The organism is Lelliottia sp. (genome assembly GCF_045627565.1).
GTDB lineage: Bacteria > Pseudomonadota > Gammaproteobacteria > Enterobacterales > Enterobacteriaceae > Enterobacter.
In genome coordinates this window covers 137082-154773 of the sequence record NZ_JAZQNX010000044.1, presented here as the reverse complement: position 1 = coordinate 154773, position 17692 = coordinate 137082, and the positions used below count along the sequence as shown (strand labels likewise).

Sequence of the window (17692 nt, the reverse complement as noted above, 5' to 3'; positions counted from 1 at the left end):
ACAAGGGTTACAGGGAAATCAGTGTCGCTTTGCGCTCGGAAAGCAGGGTTTCATAGTCCAGCACCTCGACCACATCCGGGGCGGGTAACTGGCTCAGGTCAATGGTTGCCATAATCTCAGCTCAGGGGAATGGTTAGGGAAAATGACGCGCCACCGGTGCCGGTGCGCACGCCGGTAATGTCGACAAATAACGTGCCAGCGGTGGTGCTCTCAAAGGTGATGGCCGTCAGCCGGATGCGTGGCTCCCATTTGAGGATCGCCATGTAGCAGGCCGACATAATTTGCAGGCGTAGCGCCGGGTTAACGGGCTGGTCAATCAGTGCCGACAGCAGCGAACCATAATCACGGCGCATGACACGCGAGCCAATGGGGGTGATCAGAATGTCGCGCACGCTCTGACTGATATGTGCGGAATCGGACAAACTCATCCCGGTGGCACGATTCATGCCGAGATAACGAACGGTCATTGCGTTCCCTCCGTCTGACTTCCGCCACGCTCAACACCACCGTGTTTATGGTCATCAACCTGCACGCCGTTGGATTTAAAGGTGCCGCCGCTATGCTCGATGTTGCCGCTCATCTTGCCACCTTGCTTAACTTCCAGCGTGCCGGTGGTCAGCTTACTGGTGCAGACCACTTCCGGCGTATCGAGGGTGATTTTCTGGCTGGCTTTTACCGTCACCACCGGCACCGTGACGACCACAGATTCGGAGGCTGTTACCGAGGCGGTTTTAATGCCCGACACGGTGAGTGCGCCGGTCTCCGGTTCGTACTCCATCACCGCACCATCAGGAAAAGAAATATGCAGCGCATCGGCAGAGGCTGACGGGGCGGGGTTGTCATCGGAATAGATGCCAGGCAGTACAAAGGCGGTATCCAGCTCGCCTCCCACCGCCAGCACTATTACCTGCTCGCCGACAGACGGTGCCCACCATGTACGGGAGCGACCAGCGCGGGGTGTCAGCCAGTGCAGCCAGTCGGTTGTAATCCCGCCCGTTTCAACACGACATAACGCCCGCGCGGTGTCAACTTCGGTCACGATGCCGGTGCGGATGAGATTATGTAGGATTCTGCGAATCTCTGAAAAAGAAGCATAGGTTTTCATATGCTAGATTATTAGGCTGTTGGGGTTTTCAGCCAATTAGCATCTAATGTACTATCAATGGCACTACAATCTGCAAAACAAGAAAAGCACTAACTTAACTAATGAAAAAAAACCATAAGCATCATTCAAAAAAACATAAAAAAGCCTTACCCCATTTAAAAACCACTATTAAAAACATGAAACATGTATTTTTGGCATTTACGATTTATGCGCTAATAATAATATTCTGGACAGCATTCTTCCCTCAACTTAGCAATCTATTTTTTCAAGACACAGATCTCGGCCTATATGACAAACCCTTCTGGAAAGACTTCCTTGTTAATGCCAATGCTTCAATTGTTGATTTCTTGGCAATAACAATTGTGTTGTATTTTCTTGAAGCATCAAAAAATAGCAAAGAAAAGGCAAATGAACTCTTTGATGACTTGGTCAACTACTCAATCCACTCATCAGTGGAAATGAATATTCGTAAAATACAAATCATTAGAAAACTAAACGAAATGAATATTTTTAAAATAGACATCGAAAGAATAAACATTGATGGACTTATGATAAAAAACCTGACATTCAAAGACTCACAAATCTCAGGATTATCATTACGGAATTGTAATATTGAAAACTTAAATCTAATTAATTGCACAATTCAAGGAATGGATATTACCAATGCAAAAATAAAAAAATCCACTTTTGAACACTGCATTTTAAAAAACCTCAAGGCAGAAAATGCCAATATATGCGGAAATTCATTTAGATACTCTAATCTTGAAAATGCAAAATTCATCAATGCAAATATGAAAAGCGTAGACTTAAGAAACTGCGATATAAAAAATGCAGACTTTTCAAACGCATCATTAAGAAGTGTAAACCTGATAGAATCTATTAATTTAAATAAGGAAGTTTTAAAATTAGCTAATGATACTAAATATATGGTAACTCATTCTTTTACGGAGTTGGGGAATTGAACCCACACATGGAGGGGTTAAGCCCTCCACTGACCAGCATCACTCCTACGGAGAACATTACCAGTAGCTTTACTCTTTCGTCAATGTCCTAATTATGCGTTCTTTGATCCATTTTATATCTTCACTGCCCAATCCCAACAATTGACGTTCTGCATACTGCACGCCCTCGCTGTAGCGGTTTGGCTTATCCCGTAACCCCTCCTGATGCACCCTTGCTATAAGCTGCACTCTTCCGACAAACTCCACAGCCGCAGCATTATCAGTGCCTTTCGCTTTCATGTACCGGTTGGTGCGCAATTTGGTAAACATTTCACGTTTTACCCGGCCTTTTTTACCCTTCACCGGCTGGCGTTTACGGGCGGCGTACGGTGTGCCGTCCGGAGCCTGCTGCCGCTTAATGCGTTGCTGCTGCGAGGCTCTGAGCTTTTTCGCAATCTCTGCCGTCATTCTGCGACGCGCAGCCGGTGACAGGCTGGCAATCAGCCCGGCGAGCTTGTCCTCAAAGGGTCTGAACTCATTCATGCCACTGGCTCACCAGTTCGCCGTGAACATAAAGCTCCATAGGCCGCGTGACATTCTCCGGCAATGGTGGTTCGGCGGCATGCTTCACGTGCAGGGCTTCGCCATCCTGCCTGACCAGTGTGCGCTCAGTCAGCAACAGGCTGATGCTTACGTCGACACTCTCGTCATCGTTGATATCGGCGATATACGTAAAGCCTCTTTTCTTCCCCTCATCTGTGGTCATGATGTCGGGCTGGTTCTCACGCAGCCAGGCAATAACCGGCACGATGAGGTAATCGAGGTCGCCGTGATAATCCGTGACAACAACATTCAGCGTGTACTGATTTTCAAACGACAGCGAGATCGCCAGCGTGGCGGCAATTTTCCCGCTGTCGATAAAAATACGCAGCATGTCCGGGTTATTACGCAGTACCGGTGCCGCATCACAAAGGGCTTTGCGTAAGCTGGCGGGCTTGAGCATCGAGTTCGTCCTGGCAGTGTCGGGTTGTTTCAGTCTGGGCGGCACAACTCATCAGTGCTGCCTCGAGCTGGCGAATATCGTGACTTAAATCGCCGTTAGTGCGTGGCTGACTTGCCGGTATCTTGCACAGCGCCACTTTCGGACAGCCACTGTAAATAATCGGCGGTGGTGGTGAAGGCGGGACGGGTGTGCAGCCGGATAATGTCATCAGGCAAATCAGACTCATACCACTCACGCAGCGCTTTATCTTCATTGAGTAACCTCGTTACGGTGTTGCCACGGTTCGTCGCCAGCGTGTTCGCGGTAGCGAGTCGATTGCGTAAGTCGACCTGCGCCTGCTCGTTGCGCTGCCGGAGTCCGGCAGCGACATCGAGCTGATTACGCAGCATGGTTACTCGGCCAGAAACGCCCGACGGTGCAGAGCTGGAAACAGCGCGACGGATGGGACGGCATTGCGCCGATCACCCGCGTGGAAAACAGTCTTGAAGCGCGCCTGATTCAGCTCATCACCAAGACCAAAAAAGACGGTGGCGACTTCAAGGAAATCGACCTGTTAGGCCGACAGATTGAGCGGCTGGCGAGGGTGAATCGCTATAGCCAGACCGGCAGTGAAGCGGATTTAAATCCCAACGTGGCGAACCGCAATAAAGGCGAGCGTAAGAAGCCGAAAAAGAACTATTTCAGCGATGAAGCTATCGAAAAACTGGAGGAGATTTTCTTTGCCGAATCCTTTGAGTATCAGCTCGGATGGCACCAGGCGGGACTGCAACACCGTATCCGCAATATCCTCAAATCCCGCCAGATTGGCGCGACGTTTTATTTCTCGCGTGAGTCGCTTTTACGCGCCCTGAAAACAGGCCATAACCAGATTTTCCTCTCGGCCAGTAAAACGCAGGCGTATGTGTTCCGCGAGTACATCATCCAGTTCGCGCGCCTGGTCGATGTTGACCTGACCGGCGACCCGATTGTCATCGGCAACAACGGCGCAAAGCTGATTTTCCTCGGCACCAACTCCAACACCGCGCAGAGCCATAACGGCGACCTGCTGGTTGATGAGATTTTCTGGATACCCAACTTTCAGAAGCTGCGCAAAGTGGCGTCGGGCATGGCCTCGCAACAACACCTGCGCTCGACCTATTTTTCCACTCCGTCGACGCTGGCGCATGGGGCTTATCCGTTCTGGTCAGGCGAGCTGTTTAACAAAGGGCGCGCGGATAAAAGCGAGTGTGTCGACCTGGATATCAGCCACGCGGCGTTAAAAAACGGCGTGGCCTGCGCCGATGGTCAGTGGCGGCAGATTGTGACGATTGAGGATGCGCTCGCCGGGGGCTGTGACCTGTTTAATCTCGACACGCTGAAACGTGAAAACAGCGCCGATGATTTCCGCAATTTATTCATGTGCGAATTTGTCGACGACAAAGCCTCGGTATTCCCGTTCGAGGAGCTGCAACGCTGCATGGTCGACAGTATGGAAGCCTGGGCGGATGACTGGCAGCCGTTCGCCACGCGCCCGTTTGGCTATCGCCCGGTGTGGGTGGGTTATGACCCGTCACACACCGGCGACAGTGCCGGATGTGTGGTTCTGGCACCGCCAGTGGTTGCCGGAGGCAAATTCCGCATTCTGGAGCGCCACCAGTGGAAGGGGATGGACTTTGCGACACAGGCCGAATCCATCAAAAAGCTGACCGAAAAATACCACGTTGAGTACATCGGTATCGATGCGACAGGCATCGGCCAGGGTGTTTACCAGCTCGTCAGAGCGTTCTATCCGGCCGCGCGGGAAATCCGCTACAGCCCCGAAGTAAAAACCGCGATGGTGCTCAAAGCCAAAGACACCATTGGCCGTGGATGCCTGGAATACGACGTGAGTTATACCGACATCACCGCCTCGTTTATGGCGATTCGCAAAACCATGACCGGCAGCGGTCGCAGTGCCACCTATGAAGCCAGCCGCAGTGAGGAAGCCAGCCACGCCGATGTCGCGTGGGCGACCATGCACGCGCTGTTAAATGAGCCATTAACCGCCGGTAGCGGTCAGGCATCCACCTCAATTCTGGAGTTCAACTGATGGCGAAGAAACGCAAACATCACGCAGCAAAAAACACCATTACGGCACCGGCTGCGGCACCACAAAAAATGGAAGCCTTCACCTTTGGTGAGCCGTCGCCGGTGCTCGACCGCCGTGACATTCTGGATTACACCGAGTGTGTAGGGAACGGCAAATGGTTTGAGCCGCCGGTGAGTTTTACCGGGCTGGCTAAAACGCTGCGCGCCGCCGTTCACCACAGCTCGCCGATTTACGTAAAGCGCAATATTCTCGCCTCCACATTCATTCCGCACCCTCTGTTATCGCAGCAGGATTTCAGCCGCTTTGCGCTGGATTTTCTGGTGTTTGGCAATGCGTTTCTGGAAAAGCGCATGAGTGTCACCGGCAAGCTGCTCAGGCTGGAAACTTCACCCGCCAAATACACCCGCAAAGGCACCGGCGAGGATGCGTACTGGTTCGTGCAGTCGTTCGTCACCCCGCATGAGTTCGCGCCCGGTTCCGTGTTTCATTTGCTGGAGCCAGATATTAATCAGGAGCTTTACGGCCTGCCGGAATATCTCAGCGCGCTAAATTCTGCCTGGCTGAATGAGTCGGCAACGCTGTTCCGCCGCAAGTATTACCAGAACGGCGCGCACGCCGGTTACATCATGTATGTGACCGATGCCGCCCAGAGCAGCACTGACGTGGAAGCATTGCGCGAAGCAATGCGCAGCTCAAAGGGATTAGGGAATTTTAAGAACCTGTTTTTCTATGCACCAAACGGCAAACCTGACGGGATTAAAATCGTGCCGCTCAGTGAAGTGGCGACCAAAGACGATTTCTTCAACATAAAGAAAGCCAGTGCAGAGGATTTAATGAGTGCGCATCGTGTGCCGCCGCAGATGATGGGCGTCATTCCCAACAATACCGGCGGGTTTGGTGACGTGGTAAAGGCCGCACAGGTGTTTGTGAGGAATGAGCTGACGCCATTGCAGGAGCGGATCAAGGAAGTGAATGAGTGGGTAGGGGAGGAGGCTATAAAATTCAACGACTATGTTCTCTGAAATTAGCCGTGCATTATGCACGGCTATATGTTTAATGTTCTCTGACTTTTTCGTTTTGCGAATAATTTTTTAGTTTTTTCATTTCTGAATATTCTTTATAAAAATCACGGGTTGAGTATGTCATGTGTTGTGAACTATTACATATGTCACTAAATTCGTTTTCATCGTGACAATCATCAAGAATGGTAAAAAGTTGCGGGATGCTCATGAATATATTCCCGAAGAACTTAATTTCACTTTCCCCTTTTAATTTCATAACCTTCTCAGAATAATTGGTAAATGTTTCTACATATTCTTTCCATTTTTCTAAATAACCTGCCTTTGATGGGTCATCAGTGTTAAACTGAACTTGTAATGAGAGTTTTAATACGGTTGACAATATTATTGTATCTTGCAATGCACCAAAGTCATGTAAACTTAAAGATATTTTGACTACTCGTTGTTTGTCATGCGTTATGATTGATTTTGTCCTTGTTTTTTTATGTTCTAAGGATAGTTCGCCATCATTTAATAAAACATATTCAATTTTCGCACATTGTGATTGAGATCGCATGAGGCTATCACCTAGATCTTTTATAAGTTGATAGTCCGTGCCTGACATTGCTTTTCTTGTTAGTGATTTCTTCTTAATTTCAAATATATAGATAAATTTTTCTGATTTTATTAATAGGTCGCAATCGCCTGATATTTTTTTATCCTTTGATTTAAAATCCCCTCTATAGCAGGTTATCCCAGACTTTGATAACTTATCCCAAAGGAATGATTCCAAAAAATTACCGATCAAACTGTCTTTAGCATTGTTAAACGAGCCATTTGGCTTGCTTATTTGATTAAGTATTACATTTATAACAGAAAGGCTAGTAATGCATTTAGGTAGGGAAAGGTATTTTCCCTTTAAAGGAACTAAAGGTGTTAGGATGTGATCTATCTCTTCACTTGAAGGAGGAAACCCAAGGTTTAGAGTTTTATTTTTCATCAAAAAGAAAGTGTCAATTATGCCAGCAGCCTTTCTGCGACTAACTTTACTGACTTCCTTAATATCTTCTGTGGTTAAAATATTAATTTTGTTTTTACTTGAAATATCAATTAAACCAATTCCGACTTTAATGATGTCTTGTAATTTGTAACCATAACTATCTAGACTTCTAAAGTCAGTATATTCGTTCAATCCGTTTATGATAGATTTGGCGTACTCGCCTTTTAGTTGGAAGAATGATATTAAGTTATCATACAGAACATTATCTTGAAGAAATGATATTGTTTTCATTTTGTCAACGAACACGGCTTCCCATACTACATATGGTTGTATTTCAAATGTCGAAACCACATCCTTTATAAAGTTAATAAATGATTGAAACTCATTGTGCATTGTTAATTGTGATAACTCCCCTGGTTTATCGCAATTCTTAGCACCAAGAGCGATAATATACCCCCAAGGAATTTCCGGTGTAATCCATTCCATGCCTTGAGTGGTTTTCCTGTATATGTAATATCGTTCCTGTTCTTCGTTGTAAATATTTGTTAATATTTTAAATGACATCTCTAAAACATTTAGCCCACCAATTCTTTTTACATATGAGTCAATTTTGTTGGAAACTAAATCATGAGATTTTAAATTGATGAAAATATTATCATCGTGACATTCAAAAAATACACCATGCTTAATTAACCTTTCGCAGCTACGGGAAAATTCAACTTCTTTATTATGAGAAGATAAATGATCTGTACCATCTTTGAAAAAGTGCGAGTCAGACCTTGCAGTTATTGCATTTGATATTAAATTTTTCCAGTTTTTAAACTCACTATCTTCAGCCTTAGCAACTGATTTTATATTGTCTGCCTTTTCTCTTACGGCATCCGAAAGGAAACACAAAATATCAATATATGGTCTGAGAGGAGCATTGTGGCAAATATGTTCGAAGATAGTTTGTTTTATAAGAAAGCGAATTTTTCTACTCACTTCGTCGATATGTAGCTTGCAAAGCTGATAAATTTGCTCATGAGCATCGCTGTATTTTGCAGATTTAATATTTCCTTCTAAAAGTATTTGGTCGCATGATTTTTTGAATATTTTCAAATCCATTACTCACTCCTTTATCACTTTGACATCAAGTAGTTATTTCTAATAATAATGCGTCCAGTCGCGCAATGCTATCCCCGCCACGCCTGCGCGCTTCATGGGTCGGTTTTAATGCAGGTGCAACAAAGACAGCAAAGCCCGCCAGAGCTGGCAGGCTTTGATAAAAACGATCCATTTACGATCATGCGTTTCCATGCAGTATATGCATGCACGCGTTTTAGCGCGTTAAATGGGGTTTTCTGCAAAAAATGGATGCATGATTTTTTGCAGAAACATCACTTCGCTTCGTAGTAAACATCATCACTTTCCTGATTCTCATTTTCACTGTTCGCCAGGTCAGCTATCAGCGAAAGCGCCAGCTTTAAATCTGATGGTTTGCAATTCGCGATAAGTGACACTTCAGCGATAAATTGCACACATGCCCATTTATGTTGGGCGCGGCTGGTCTCTTCCATCAGCATGAGTTCCTCTCAATAAATTCACTGTATGAATGTACAGTATCATGTGGGGTTAACATTTGTGAAGAAAATTCTTATCTCGTAACTCGATTTATGGTCATGAAAACAATAGATAAATTATCCTTGCTTGAAAGTTGCGCAAATTCGCTGCCTCGTTTTATCGGTTCCGAAAAGGCGCTCCCACGCGGCACGGTCAGCCTTCTTGAGCATCTCCGCATATTGGCCGAATGGGTCATTAACAACCTTGTTTGTATCAACGTTGTGCATTCTTTCCATGCTTTTCCAAAGCTTTTTAACTCTCAATGCCGTGGTGTCTGGTTTCGTAGCGATTAAATCGCCATTAGCTGTGCCTCGATACCAATTGCCATTGATAGACATTTTACTGCCAGCGATAAGATGCAGAGCTGTGCCACGGTTTATGGTTTCACCAGTTTGTTTCTTAGCGTTCTCAATGAGCAAGTTCACCGCCTTATCGTTTGATAAACCGGCGTAGTGTGATGCATGCTGCCGTTTTGGCTTCTTCTCTGTTATTCGTTCAGCTAATTTTCGTCTGGCCGACCGGCTCAGAGGTTTGCTTAAGTCAATCTCTGACGGGGAAGGGGGCGCTGCGAAAGTCTCCCCCGTACAGTTATTGACAGAACTCCGAGAGGGCGAAGGATCGCCCTTAAGGTCAACGTCCAAATCAAGGGCGAGTTTCGGGACAATCTTCCACTGAATGAGACGGGTTGAAATCGGTGTATCACTGCCGACGGTGGTATCAAAAACACCTTTAATACGCGTGCATTCCTCGCCGTATTCGTTGAGAGTTTCGGCTGGCTCATACCAGGTACGCACCTGCAATTCGTCACGGCGCACAAACGGGCCACCCTGCGCGTTGACGTAATCAGCCCACTGACCCGCATCAGCCGCATCATGTACAGCGGCAAACTCGACACTGAGCGCGTGAGCGGTCTCGGTATCAGCCATTTTTCGCAGCTCGCGATAAACTGTCACCGGCGCACCGCCCACAAACTGAAACTGACGGATACGCCAGCGAGCCGCCCAGGCAGCGACAGCCGGAGCCGTTTCTTTTAACAGTTCACCGCTTTCGTCATCGCGTTCACCATCCAGTGCAAAACCATCAATATTTTTACTGATGTATTTCGCCACGTAGCCAGTAGCACTGCCTTTTTCGGGGTCGATAGCTTCGGCATGAAAGCGAGCCTTACGGGCTTTATCACTCACCAGCTCGGCAGCATCTTCCTGATGCGCATATTTCAGCATCACAGCACGCACTCGGGAAACATCCTCGGGACGCATGAAAATCAGCATATGCCAGTGGGGTGTTCCGTCATGATGAGGCTCTGCAACCCGGATACCAAAAATACGCAATTCAGCGCGGTGCAGTTTGGCGCGAATACGCGACCAGACGGAGGTTAAATAGCTCTGCGTATCTGAGGGGCTGGCACCGTTCCACTTACTGTTACGGTAGCCTGCTTTGGTTGTGGCATGGTATTTCGACGGCGCGGTGAGGGTGTAAAATTCCCCCACATAACCCAGCTCGTTTGAGATCTTTTCAAACCCGCTGATGCGCGTCATTAATTCCCCGCGACGGATGGCCGGATTAGCCACACTGCCATCGTATTTATCAATCAGACTGATGCGGTTTCCTTCCTCGTCCTCGAGATCCATTCCTTTGAGAAATTCACGGGTACGCCGTCTTTGTTCGCGCCATTCCGCAACGCAGGATTTGCTGGCGTATGGAGTGTGTTTTTTACTGACATTACCCAGGGCGATTTGCAGATGTTCACGCCATTCAGAAGCGACACGGCGTAATCGCCCACGCCACCATTTTTCATTGACCATGCGCAGCACGGCAGGGCCAATATCATCAAGGGAAACTAATTTAGTGGTGACGCGTTCCCACAGCGGCGGCTGACACCTGAAATGACGGGCAATCTGTGCCGCACGCATATAAATCGCATACAGCACTTTTAACCTACCGACATCGCCCTCGATAGTCCCGATCTCGCCGTTAATGTAATTCGCAATATCAGCAGCCAGCAGCTCAATATCGGCTTTGGACATATCCTGCAAGCGGTTATATCGGGCGGTCAGGTTCACCAGTTTTGAGGCAAGAAAACGGATGTCCGGCGCATCAAAACGACCGCCAAATAATTGCTGTGAAAGGTGGCTGTCGATGCCGGTGATTTGATAAATACCGGCGACCAGCTCAAGCCGTGGCAATGCTCGCCTGACAAACGTCACGAGGTGAGCATTGGCTCGTTGAGCACCGAAATTACGCTCTAAATAATCGACCCGACGATTAATATCGTAACGCACACATTCAGGCTGCTTTGCCAGTGCATCACGCGCACGCAGCAACGCCGCAATCTCTCGATCACGGCGATGCTGTTCTTTGTAGGTCAGATAGGGGCTAGCAATCGCCTGCCGTGCTACGTTCCACGGCCAGGCGAAGTTAATGCGGTTCATATCGCATTCTTGTAGTGTTGATTTTTAAGCTCTGCGATTTCCTGACAGGTAATGCAGTGCGTGACACCTGGCACCGCAGCGCGACGTGCTTCGGGAATAGCAGCGTCACATTCTTCGCAAAAAAATGCGCTGGCAGCACGCTGAGGCAGTGGTCGAGCCTGTTTAATATTGCGCGCCAGTTCCTCATCCACGCGCTGTTGTACTAAATCCATTGCGTCGGCCATTAGTGCAGCTCCTGTGATTCGTTTTCATAGCGGAGTGCTTCACGACGTAACAGCTCGGCAGCTTCTTTCCCGTCCATACCCTCGCGAGTGATGTGAACCGCCAGCGCCTCCAGGCGCAATGAGACAGCCAGTGCACGGTCTTTACGTTCTTCGTTTTTTGCTTTATTCAGCAGAGAAACCAAAGCAGTGTTCTCAGTTTCAAAATTGTGGTTTTCGATGTTTCGCATATCTCTGTTTCCTGATTTTTGGCAAAAGAATGCCCGGCGGATTTACGCCTGATTTTTTTGAGGGATTAATTAATCAGCTAAATAGCAGTCGTGCTTTGAAAATCTCGCCGGGAGTAAACTTCCCCAACGGGTAATTTCATTCATCGAACGGATAATCAGTAAACGGCGCGCCTGCTCAAAATATTCAAAGGGCTTACCGATTTCGTCGGGTTTGAATGAGGACGGCTCCAGGCGGTTAGCCAGGGTAAGAACAACAAATTTAAAGTTGTTGTCGAGCTTATTAAAATTGCGCAGCGCCGTGTTGTTGGTCGCTTTTAATTGCTGGCGGAAACGCGCGAGACATTCGTCACCGGTCATTTTTAACGGGGCATCAATCCGCGCATGTATCAGATACACATTGTTAAACGCCGTTCGTGGAGCCTTAACGGATTCAGCCAGAGCAGCACTTTTCATTTAGTCCTCCAGCGCTTAATCAGTTTGGTAACGAGTGATGGCTTGCGAGTATGCAGACCATTTAACAATGCGGACTGGTCGCGGCTAGGGTGCCAGCGGTGATTGTTCTCACCCATAATCCAGCCGTGGCCATAACTAATGGACGGGCTTTGGCGTTTCAGTAATGAAGCGAATGACGGTTCCATATACATCACCTCAAATCAGACCGAATGAAGCGCTTAAACCACTAACCGTATCAACCACGCTATTCATGGCAGGGTTGGTCTGTAAGCGTGCGTGCATCGTCATTGCAGCAAGTGACAAATACCGAATACCCGAATTGACACTCTCAACCATCGAGTGCTTACGGCACGCTGTGAGTGTTTCATCAGATACTGCACCCGCTGCAATCAGGCCTACTTCGGCAGTTGCTTTAAGTGCGTATAACTGGAGTTTGTCATCGGCTAATTCGTTAACCGGAACGCATGGCAGGCAATGCAATTGCGCCAGAAACCCATCAACTAACGATGGATCTTCTGTCACATCAGTGAGAGCCATCAGCTCAGGAATATTCAACTGATGCGGCTGCTCTGGATTGAGTTTGTTGCGCAGTACTTGAGGGCGCATACCGAGTTTTTCCGCCAGTTCAGCCAGGTTGTGTTTGGTAGCGAAATTGCGACAGGCATCTTCATAGTGGGGCTGTTTAGAAACTTGATAATCAAACATGGTTGCTCATCCTTAAACTTGCATAATCAAGTTATCGTTTGATGTAGCGACAATTGACGGCGTGCTGGCGATTCTTTTCACGCCATGCAGCAACGTTAATCAATGCGTTACCATGTTTTTCCATCACGTCCTTACGTGATTTTCCGGTCTCTTTGCAGGTAATCGTTCTTGTGACTGTAGAGGTCGGGGTCGGGGCAAGTAGCACTACGCCATTTGCAATCCACTTTTCGAGTACAGAACTACTGATACCATTGGCAGCGCAGAAGTTTTCTTTCGACATGGTAGGGGAATTTGCAAGCGCAGCAGCTTTTTCCAGAGCCTGATCAAGAGCAGTATTGATAGCAGGAACTAACTGAGCTGCAATGCTTGCAATGAAGTCAGGGGAGGCCAGCATCTGAGATGTGAGCTGAGAGTTTGCATTTTCAGTATGCATAACGCAGTATCTCCGTATTAATGGTTGTGTTCTATGGTGTTACATGTGGTGTGCAACAACATTAGATCACAAATGTATTCATGTAAAATACTTTTTGTATTTGTGGTGATAAATGTTTGAAAGTGAATCTAGCGCGCAAGAGATAATCGAAAGGCTATGTGCTGCCTATGGTGTAAAATCTCAGCGAGAATTGGCGAAATCTCTTGAAATACCGGCAAATAATGTAAGTGCATGGGCGCAAAGAGAGAGTGTTCCTGGGAATTCAATCATAAAATGTGCGCTTGATACTGGGGCAGATCTTGCATGGTTAGTTAGTGGAAAACTTGCAAATGCAAATCCCGCAAAAGCTCACAAGGATGTTAAAGGTAGGAAGCGCTATGAAGAAATTTTGTCTAACGGAGGGCGTGTTGTTTTAAGAAGAATACTTGATGCGTATGGCTTCACAACACAAAGGCAGCTTTGTGATTTATTAGATATTTCATCTGGTACTGTTAGTACTTGGGTTCGTCGTGATTTTTTCCCTGGAGATATTGTTATAACTTGTGCATTAGATACGGGGGCTTCACTCGAGTGGCTTTCAACAGGTAAAACATCTTCAATTGAACCCACAGATTTGAGTATGAAAAATGTCGCAATATTGAAAAGATATTCTATTAATTCTGGTTTATTTATTGAAAGCGGCGAATGGATTACTGATAAAAAGATGATCAGTTCGCTTCCTGAAAATTGCGGGATGGTCGAAAAGGGAAGTGAGTTATGGCTTGTGGATTTTGATACTAAACATTTATCAAATGGCCGCTGGCTTATTAGTATTGATGGGAGTTATGATATTTATGATGTTGTAAGAATTCCTGGCAATAGAATTCATTTGAGCAATGCAGGCAGTAATTTTGAATGCAATGCATCTGATGTGATCTGTGCTGGGCAAGTAAAAAAATCAATTATAAATAATTAATTAATTTTTTTAATATTGGAATTATGGCTTTACAAGCAAACTTTGGTAGTAGGATGATAGTTTTTTAAATTTTTGTTCATCAACGCTTTTAACAAAGGAAAGGATTCCGTGTATTTTATCTTCATGATTTGCTTCTGCTTTTTTTAGAAGAATGAATATTTTTTTTCTGTAATAGTTGTACTTTTCACGGCCAATACCTACTAAAGGAGTAACAATTAACCCTGTGACTTTTCTTTGAGATTGAGGGCCAGATAACAATTCTTTTTTCTTGTTTATTGTAAATCCTTCTTCCTTTATTATCATCCTAACAATATGCCATGCCTTTTTAATAACAGACAGTTTATTGCCTGAAATTGTAATATCATCAGCGTAGCGTGTGTATGTGAGTGCTTTATTTTCACAATACCTTCCAATTCTCTCATCTAACCTCAAACAAATTAAATTTGATAAAGTTGGCGATGTCGGAGAGCCTTGAGGTAAAACACCATCTAGTGTACATATAGATGTCAAAAAATATGACATATTTGAAGAGTAGCCAACAGAGTTGAATATAGAAAATACGTAAGAAGCTTTTATCGTTGTAAAAAAGTCTTTTAAATCAATGGAAAGAATATATTGTTTACCAGCATGTGGTTGAGCATTATCTTTGATTGATTTTCCAAGAATAAAACCTTTGGCGTAAGGTGAGGGCGAAAGGTGGGTCAATATGTTCCGAAGAATCCAACGCTGTATAGCCTTTAGTTCACTGTTAGGATTACTAATTGGTCTCAATCCGCCAGATTTTTTAGATATATAGGTGGATTTATAAAATCTATTATTTCTGTGTAGGTACTTGGATAAGATAGATCTAGGTAGTCTTGTCTTTGTAGCTAGGTCATCTAAAGTTTGAAGGATTGGTAAAGATAAAAGCCGCTGTGTGTAAAGTCCCTGATTATGGCTAGGCATTTCAATCCTCAAACTAAATTTGTAATTAAGACTAGCTCCTAACGGCTGAAGAAATGATGCATGGATCCGCGAATAGCGGCTTCATGCATCATGAACTGTTCGTACGATGCACCTAAACTACGGACGGTAGTTTTGGTGCATCGATCGAACAGTCAATAGAAGCGATCTCTTGTGGGCATAGAGTTAAAGATTCTCTATCCACTGAACCTCACTGTTAACGGTTTAGGCCTCACAAAAACAGTTCGATCCCGCTTAGGAGCTAGTAGAAATATTATTCACTATGTTTTGCATTTTGTCTAGCCAATTGTTTGTTCATGATCTTGATTCTTAATGAATTTATTTCATTTATTGAATAATATCTCGTTGAAATATCATCAAAACCATTTTGTCTGATAGTAAAAATGTCATTATTTTTTTCGACCATAGATGTTCTTACCAATCCATGTAAAGCAGCTCGACATGCTATGTAATCATCTTTTACTAAAGGTCTGTTTAATACTAAGCTAAGTAGCTTAGTTAATATCTGGAAATTAGAATTATCAAATAAATATATAAAAAGAAGTAAGTGGTGTTGGAAAAGTAAAATATTATCTATATTTTTTTTCACCCTTCCTGGAGGGAGCATTCTCTTTATTTTTTTAATGATTTTACTTGTTTGTAATGTATCGGTCACATCAAAATTATTCGGTATATCTTGTACGTGACCTTTATATGAACGTATTAATCTTATTGGGCCGTGGTTTATAAAGCTTTTATCTGATTTAAACTTACTCTGTCGGAGAACTAATGTCTTTTGCGCGAGATCTTCGCGCATAGAAAAAGCACCCAATTCTGCAAATGAACCAGGACTTTCAGGGATAAGAACTATTAGGTCAACAGCTTGTGCGAGTTGTTCTTCAAGATGTAGAAGACTGTTGTTAGCTTGCCCCTCTAGTAAATCCTCAAACAAGTCTTCAGGATAAGCGAGTTGAAGATTTTTTTCTTTGAGTAATACTTTTGAGATTTTATAACGATAACTTTCTGTATCGCTTTTATCTTTTCCACATAAAAATATTACTTTCTTTGAGTTATCGGTTCCATCTTTTATTATTTTTGATATGCTCTGGCCTAAATGCTCGAGATCCTTTTCACGAAAATTAGCAATCAACATAATAATTTCTTAAATATTCTGATTAGTTATTAATTTAAATACCATGTAAGTCACCTGGCATACAAGTTGTTTCTGCTTTGCTTAACCGTGAAGGTCTTGCTACCGAAAAAATCATGTAGTCAATATGTAGGCTGATATCAATGTAACCCATTGAATGACATCGAAAAAAATCGTATTCGGTCTCTTTTTATCTGCATGATAATGAACTCATTTCCCGTTTTGAGTCTCTGCAGATGAAGAACGTCCTGTGCTTCTCTTTTAACCATACCACAATCGGGCAGGCGAAAGTCCAGCGCTTTTTAGCCGTTTTGTTAAATTTATGTACGACTGCGACGAAAGCCGTCATCCGGTTAAAAACGCGCGTTAACGGACTCCGCGATCTCATCCAGCAGACCAAAGCGACGACGGTATTCTGCACGCTTTTTACTGGCGATGCTCTCAAGCGACTTACGTTCCATTGCTAACGGTAACGCCCAGCGGAATGAGGAGATTTTTTTAGCGTCGATAGACGCCCAGAATTCATCATAGCTGGCATGGAAGTGACGGCCTTTGCTCAGGCGATAGCGCAGGGCGCGAAACACGTGGCCTTCATCACTGACGCCGTAAATAGCTTTAATGCCACTTTTAGCGACGAGATTAAAAATGACTTCCATCAGCACGCGTTTTGGGAACAGGCCGTGGCAAGCTCGGGTCGCTTTTTTGATCGCGTCACGCGTCACGCCTCTGCGTGGTCCCTGAAGTCCACCGATAACCAGCGCTGAATGGTCGCCTTCCGGCACAACGCTGAATGTCAGGCTCGCCAGTAGCGTGTCCTCATTGTCGCGAAGCCAAAGCGTGCTCTCGCCTTCGCGCTCCGCTTTGCTTGCGGTTGACGCAAATACGGTAAAACCCACGTCATCCTTTGCCTGAAAGTGCACAACGGGCTGCGCGGTTTGATGGGTGAGGGCATTTCTCAGGTTGGCATCAGGTAAAGCATCCAGCCATTCATAGTGGTGAATGACTGCCTCGGCACGCTCTTTAGCACCGATTCCGCGTGTCAGATACTGCCGATGCGTTTTACTCGGCAACGTGATCTGTGCAGCCAGCAGCTTGTCAAAATCGGCCCGTCGTGACAGCGCTGTCAACATGTGGTTGGTCGAAGACCAGAACAGCAATGAGCGCAGGAGGAACTTTAGCCGATAGTTACGCTTGCGCCAGATTGCGCCAGGGATAAGCTGGCCATTGATCAGCGATGAAATAATATTAACGGGTTGTGCTTCAGGCACATCGATTTGCAGGCTGGTGTTTGACACGATGGAGACCTCATTAGAATTCTCAGTCTATTCTAAGGTCCTGAACAGGATGATTTAAGATTTGCTAAACCTTTATTTCGGCTTCGTTTAACCATGATTGATATTGGCAACATACCCCAACGCGATTTTTAAATGATTTAGCACGCTATACTTTTAAAG

Annotated in this window: 22 protein-coding genes and 2 pseudogenes; 4 read left to right on the top strand and 20 right to left on the bottom strand. The window is 45.4% G+C overall.

Going from position 1 to position 17692, the window contains the following annotated elements; all coding sequences use genetic code 11:
* Window positions 1-10: 10 nt before the first annotated feature.
* From ACKI5T_RS20870 to ACKI5T_RS20860, 3 genes and pseudogenes are all read right to left on the bottom strand, one after another.
* A pseudogene (locus tag ACKI5T_RS20870) lies at window positions 11-112 on the bottom strand (baseplate assembly protein); the annotation flags it as partial.
* Window positions 113-116: 4 nt separating this feature from the next.
* A complete protein-coding gene (locus ACKI5T_RS20865; protein WP_407439917.1) occupies window positions 117-467 on the bottom strand; it encodes a GPW/gp25 family protein in 351 nt (116 codons plus the stop codon).
* Window positions 464-1105: a phage baseplate assembly protein V gene (locus ACKI5T_RS20860; protein ID WP_407439915.1), complete on the bottom strand. Its 642-nt coding sequence runs from the start codon at window positions 1103-1105 to the stop codon at window positions 464-466. The genes ACKI5T_RS20865 and ACKI5T_RS20860 overlap by 4 nt, the downstream gene beginning before the upstream one ends.
* Before the next feature lie 101 nt (window positions 1106-1206).
* On the opposite strand from ACKI5T_RS20860, the gene ACKI5T_RS20855 reads away from it, so the two are divergent.
* Window positions 1207-2067, top strand: coding sequence for a pentapeptide repeat-containing protein (locus ACKI5T_RS20855; protein ID WP_407439913.1), 861 nt, complete (start codon window positions 1207-1209; stop codon window positions 2065-2067).
* Window positions 2068-2136: 69 nt separating this feature from the next.
* Here ACKI5T_RS20855 and ACKI5T_RS20850 read toward each other — a convergent pair whose 3' ends face one another.
* Genes ACKI5T_RS20850 through lysB form a run of 4 tightly spaced genes read right to left on the bottom strand, consistent with a single transcriptional unit; the run spans window position 2137 to window position 3435 of the window.
* A complete protein-coding gene (locus tag ACKI5T_RS20850; RefSeq protein WP_407439911.1) occupies window positions 2137-2589 on the bottom strand; it encodes a phage virion morphogenesis protein in 453 nt (150 codons plus the stop codon).
* On the bottom strand, window positions 2582-3049 hold the full coding sequence (locus ACKI5T_RS20845; RefSeq protein ID WP_407439909.1) for a phage tail protein: 468 nt from the start codon (window positions 3047-3049) through the stop codon (window positions 2582-2584). The genes ACKI5T_RS20850 and ACKI5T_RS20845 overlap by 8 nt, the downstream gene beginning before the upstream one ends.
* Window positions 3012-3257, bottom strand: a complete 246-nt coding sequence (lysC, locus tag ACKI5T_RS20840; RefSeq protein WP_407439907.1) for an Rz1-like lysis system protein LysC — start codon at window positions 3255-3257, stop codon at window positions 3012-3014. Before lysC ends, ACKI5T_RS20845 begins: the two co-directional genes overlap by 38 nt.
* Window positions 3145-3435, bottom strand: a complete 291-nt coding sequence (gene lysB, locus ACKI5T_RS20835; RefSeq protein WP_407440109.1) for an Rz-like lysis system protein LysB — start codon at window positions 3433-3435, stop codon at window positions 3145-3147. The genes lysC and lysB overlap by 113 nt, the downstream gene beginning before the upstream one ends.
* Between lysB and ACKI5T_RS20830 the strand changes: the two are divergent.
* Both ACKI5T_RS20830 and ACKI5T_RS20825 read left to right on the top strand, forming a co-directional pair.
* Window positions 3435-5117 (top strand): annotated as a pseudogene (locus ACKI5T_RS20830) (terminase ATPase subunit family protein); the annotation flags it as partial. The gene lysB and the pseudogene ACKI5T_RS20830 sit on opposite strands and share 1 nt — an antisense overlap.
* Complete coding sequence (locus ACKI5T_RS20825; RefSeq protein WP_407439905.1) at window positions 5117-6139, top strand: phage portal protein; 1023 nt, start codon at window positions 5117-5119, stop codon at window positions 6137-6139. The pseudogene ACKI5T_RS20830 and the gene ACKI5T_RS20825, both read left to right, overlap by 1 nt.
* A gap of 31 nt (window positions 6140-6170) precedes the next feature.
* Here the strand turns inward: ACKI5T_RS20825 and ACKI5T_RS20820 are convergent, their stop codons facing one another.
* The 10 genes from ACKI5T_RS20820 to ACKI5T_RS20775 all read right to left on the bottom strand — a co-directional run bounded on the left by ACKI5T_RS20820 (window position 6171) and on the right by ACKI5T_RS20775 (window position 13191).
* Window positions 6171-8222 carry a hypothetical protein gene (locus tag ACKI5T_RS20820; RefSeq protein WP_407439903.1) on the bottom strand — a complete coding sequence of 684 codons (2052 nt, stop codon included), beginning with the start codon at window positions 8220-8222 and terminating at the stop codon, window positions 6171-6173.
* A 25-nt stretch (window positions 8223-8247) separates the two neighbouring features.
* Window positions 8248-8394, bottom strand: coding sequence for a hypothetical protein (locus tag ACKI5T_RS20815; RefSeq protein WP_407439901.1), 147 nt, complete (start codon window positions 8392-8394; stop codon window positions 8248-8250).
* 100 nt (window positions 8395-8494) lie between these two features.
* Window positions 8495-8680, bottom strand: a complete 186-nt coding sequence (locus ACKI5T_RS20810; protein WP_115628244.1) for a hypothetical protein — start codon at window positions 8678-8680, stop codon at window positions 8495-8497.
* A gap of 114 nt (window positions 8681-8794) precedes the next feature.
* Complete coding sequence (locus tag ACKI5T_RS20805; protein WP_407439899.1) at window positions 8795-11149, bottom strand: replication endonuclease; 2355 nt, start codon at window positions 11147-11149, stop codon at window positions 8795-8797.
* Window positions 11146-11373 carry a TraR/DksA family transcriptional regulator gene (locus ACKI5T_RS20800; protein WP_407439897.1) on the bottom strand — a complete coding sequence of 76 codons (228 nt, stop codon included), beginning with the start codon at window positions 11371-11373 and terminating at the stop codon, window positions 11146-11148. The genes ACKI5T_RS20805 and ACKI5T_RS20800 overlap by 4 nt, the downstream gene beginning before the upstream one ends.
* Window positions 11373-11600 carry a DUF2732 family protein gene (locus ACKI5T_RS20795; protein WP_407439895.1) on the bottom strand — a complete coding sequence of 76 codons (228 nt, stop codon included), beginning with the start codon at window positions 11598-11600 and terminating at the stop codon, window positions 11373-11375. The genes ACKI5T_RS20800 and ACKI5T_RS20795 overlap by 1 nt, the downstream gene beginning before the upstream one ends.
* A gap of 69 nt (window positions 11601-11669) precedes the next feature.
* On the bottom strand, window positions 11670-12053 hold the full coding sequence (locus ACKI5T_RS20790; RefSeq protein WP_407439893.1) for a hypothetical protein: 384 nt from the start codon (window positions 12051-12053) through the stop codon (window positions 11670-11672).
* Window positions 12050-12238 (bottom strand): phage filamentation protein Fil family protein, encoded by a 189-nt coding sequence (locus ACKI5T_RS20785; RefSeq protein WP_407439891.1) that lies wholly within the window; start codon window positions 12236-12238, stop codon window positions 12050-12052. Before ACKI5T_RS20785 ends, ACKI5T_RS20790 begins: the two co-directional genes overlap by 4 nt.
* Before the next feature lie 10 nt (window positions 12239-12248).
* The gene (locus ACKI5T_RS20780; protein WP_407439889.1) at window positions 12249-12758 is read right to left on the bottom strand and encodes a phage regulatory CII family protein; all 510 of its coding nucleotides are present in this window, start codon (window positions 12756-12758) and stop codon (window positions 12249-12251) included.
* A gap of 31 nt (window positions 12759-12789) precedes the next feature.
* Complete coding sequence (locus ACKI5T_RS20775; RefSeq protein WP_064554414.1) at window positions 12790-13191, bottom strand: hypothetical protein; 402 nt, start codon at window positions 13189-13191, stop codon at window positions 12790-12792.
* A 112-nt stretch (window positions 13192-13303) separates the two neighbouring features.
* Between ACKI5T_RS20775 and ACKI5T_RS20770 the strand changes: the two genes are divergently transcribed.
* Window positions 13304-14146 carry a phage repressor protein CI gene (locus ACKI5T_RS20770; protein WP_407439887.1) on the top strand — a complete coding sequence of 281 codons (843 nt, stop codon included), beginning with the start codon at window positions 13304-13306 and terminating at the stop codon, window positions 14144-14146.
* Window positions 14147-14167: 21 nt separating this feature from the next.
* Here the strand turns inward: ACKI5T_RS20770 and ACKI5T_RS20765 are convergent, their stop codons facing one another.
* The 3 genes from ACKI5T_RS20765 to ACKI5T_RS20755 all read right to left on the bottom strand — a co-directional run bounded on the left by ACKI5T_RS20765 (window position 14168) and on the right by ACKI5T_RS20755 (window position 17533).
* A complete protein-coding gene (locus ACKI5T_RS20765) occupies window positions 14168-15091 on the bottom strand; it encodes a retron St85 family RNA-directed DNA polymerase (protein WP_407439885.1) in 924 nt (307 codons plus the stop codon).
* A 271-nt stretch (window positions 15092-15362) separates the two neighbouring features.
* Entirely contained in the window at window positions 15363-16241 is an 879-nt protein-coding gene (locus tag ACKI5T_RS20760) for a retron St85 family effector protein (RefSeq protein WP_407439883.1), read from the bottom strand.
* 350 nt (window positions 16242-16591) lie between these two features.
* Window positions 16592-17533, bottom strand: coding sequence for a VirK/YbjX family protein (locus ACKI5T_RS20755; protein ID WP_407439881.1), 942 nt, complete (start codon window positions 17531-17533; stop codon window positions 16592-16594).
* Window positions 17534-17692: the final 159 nt, after the last annotated feature.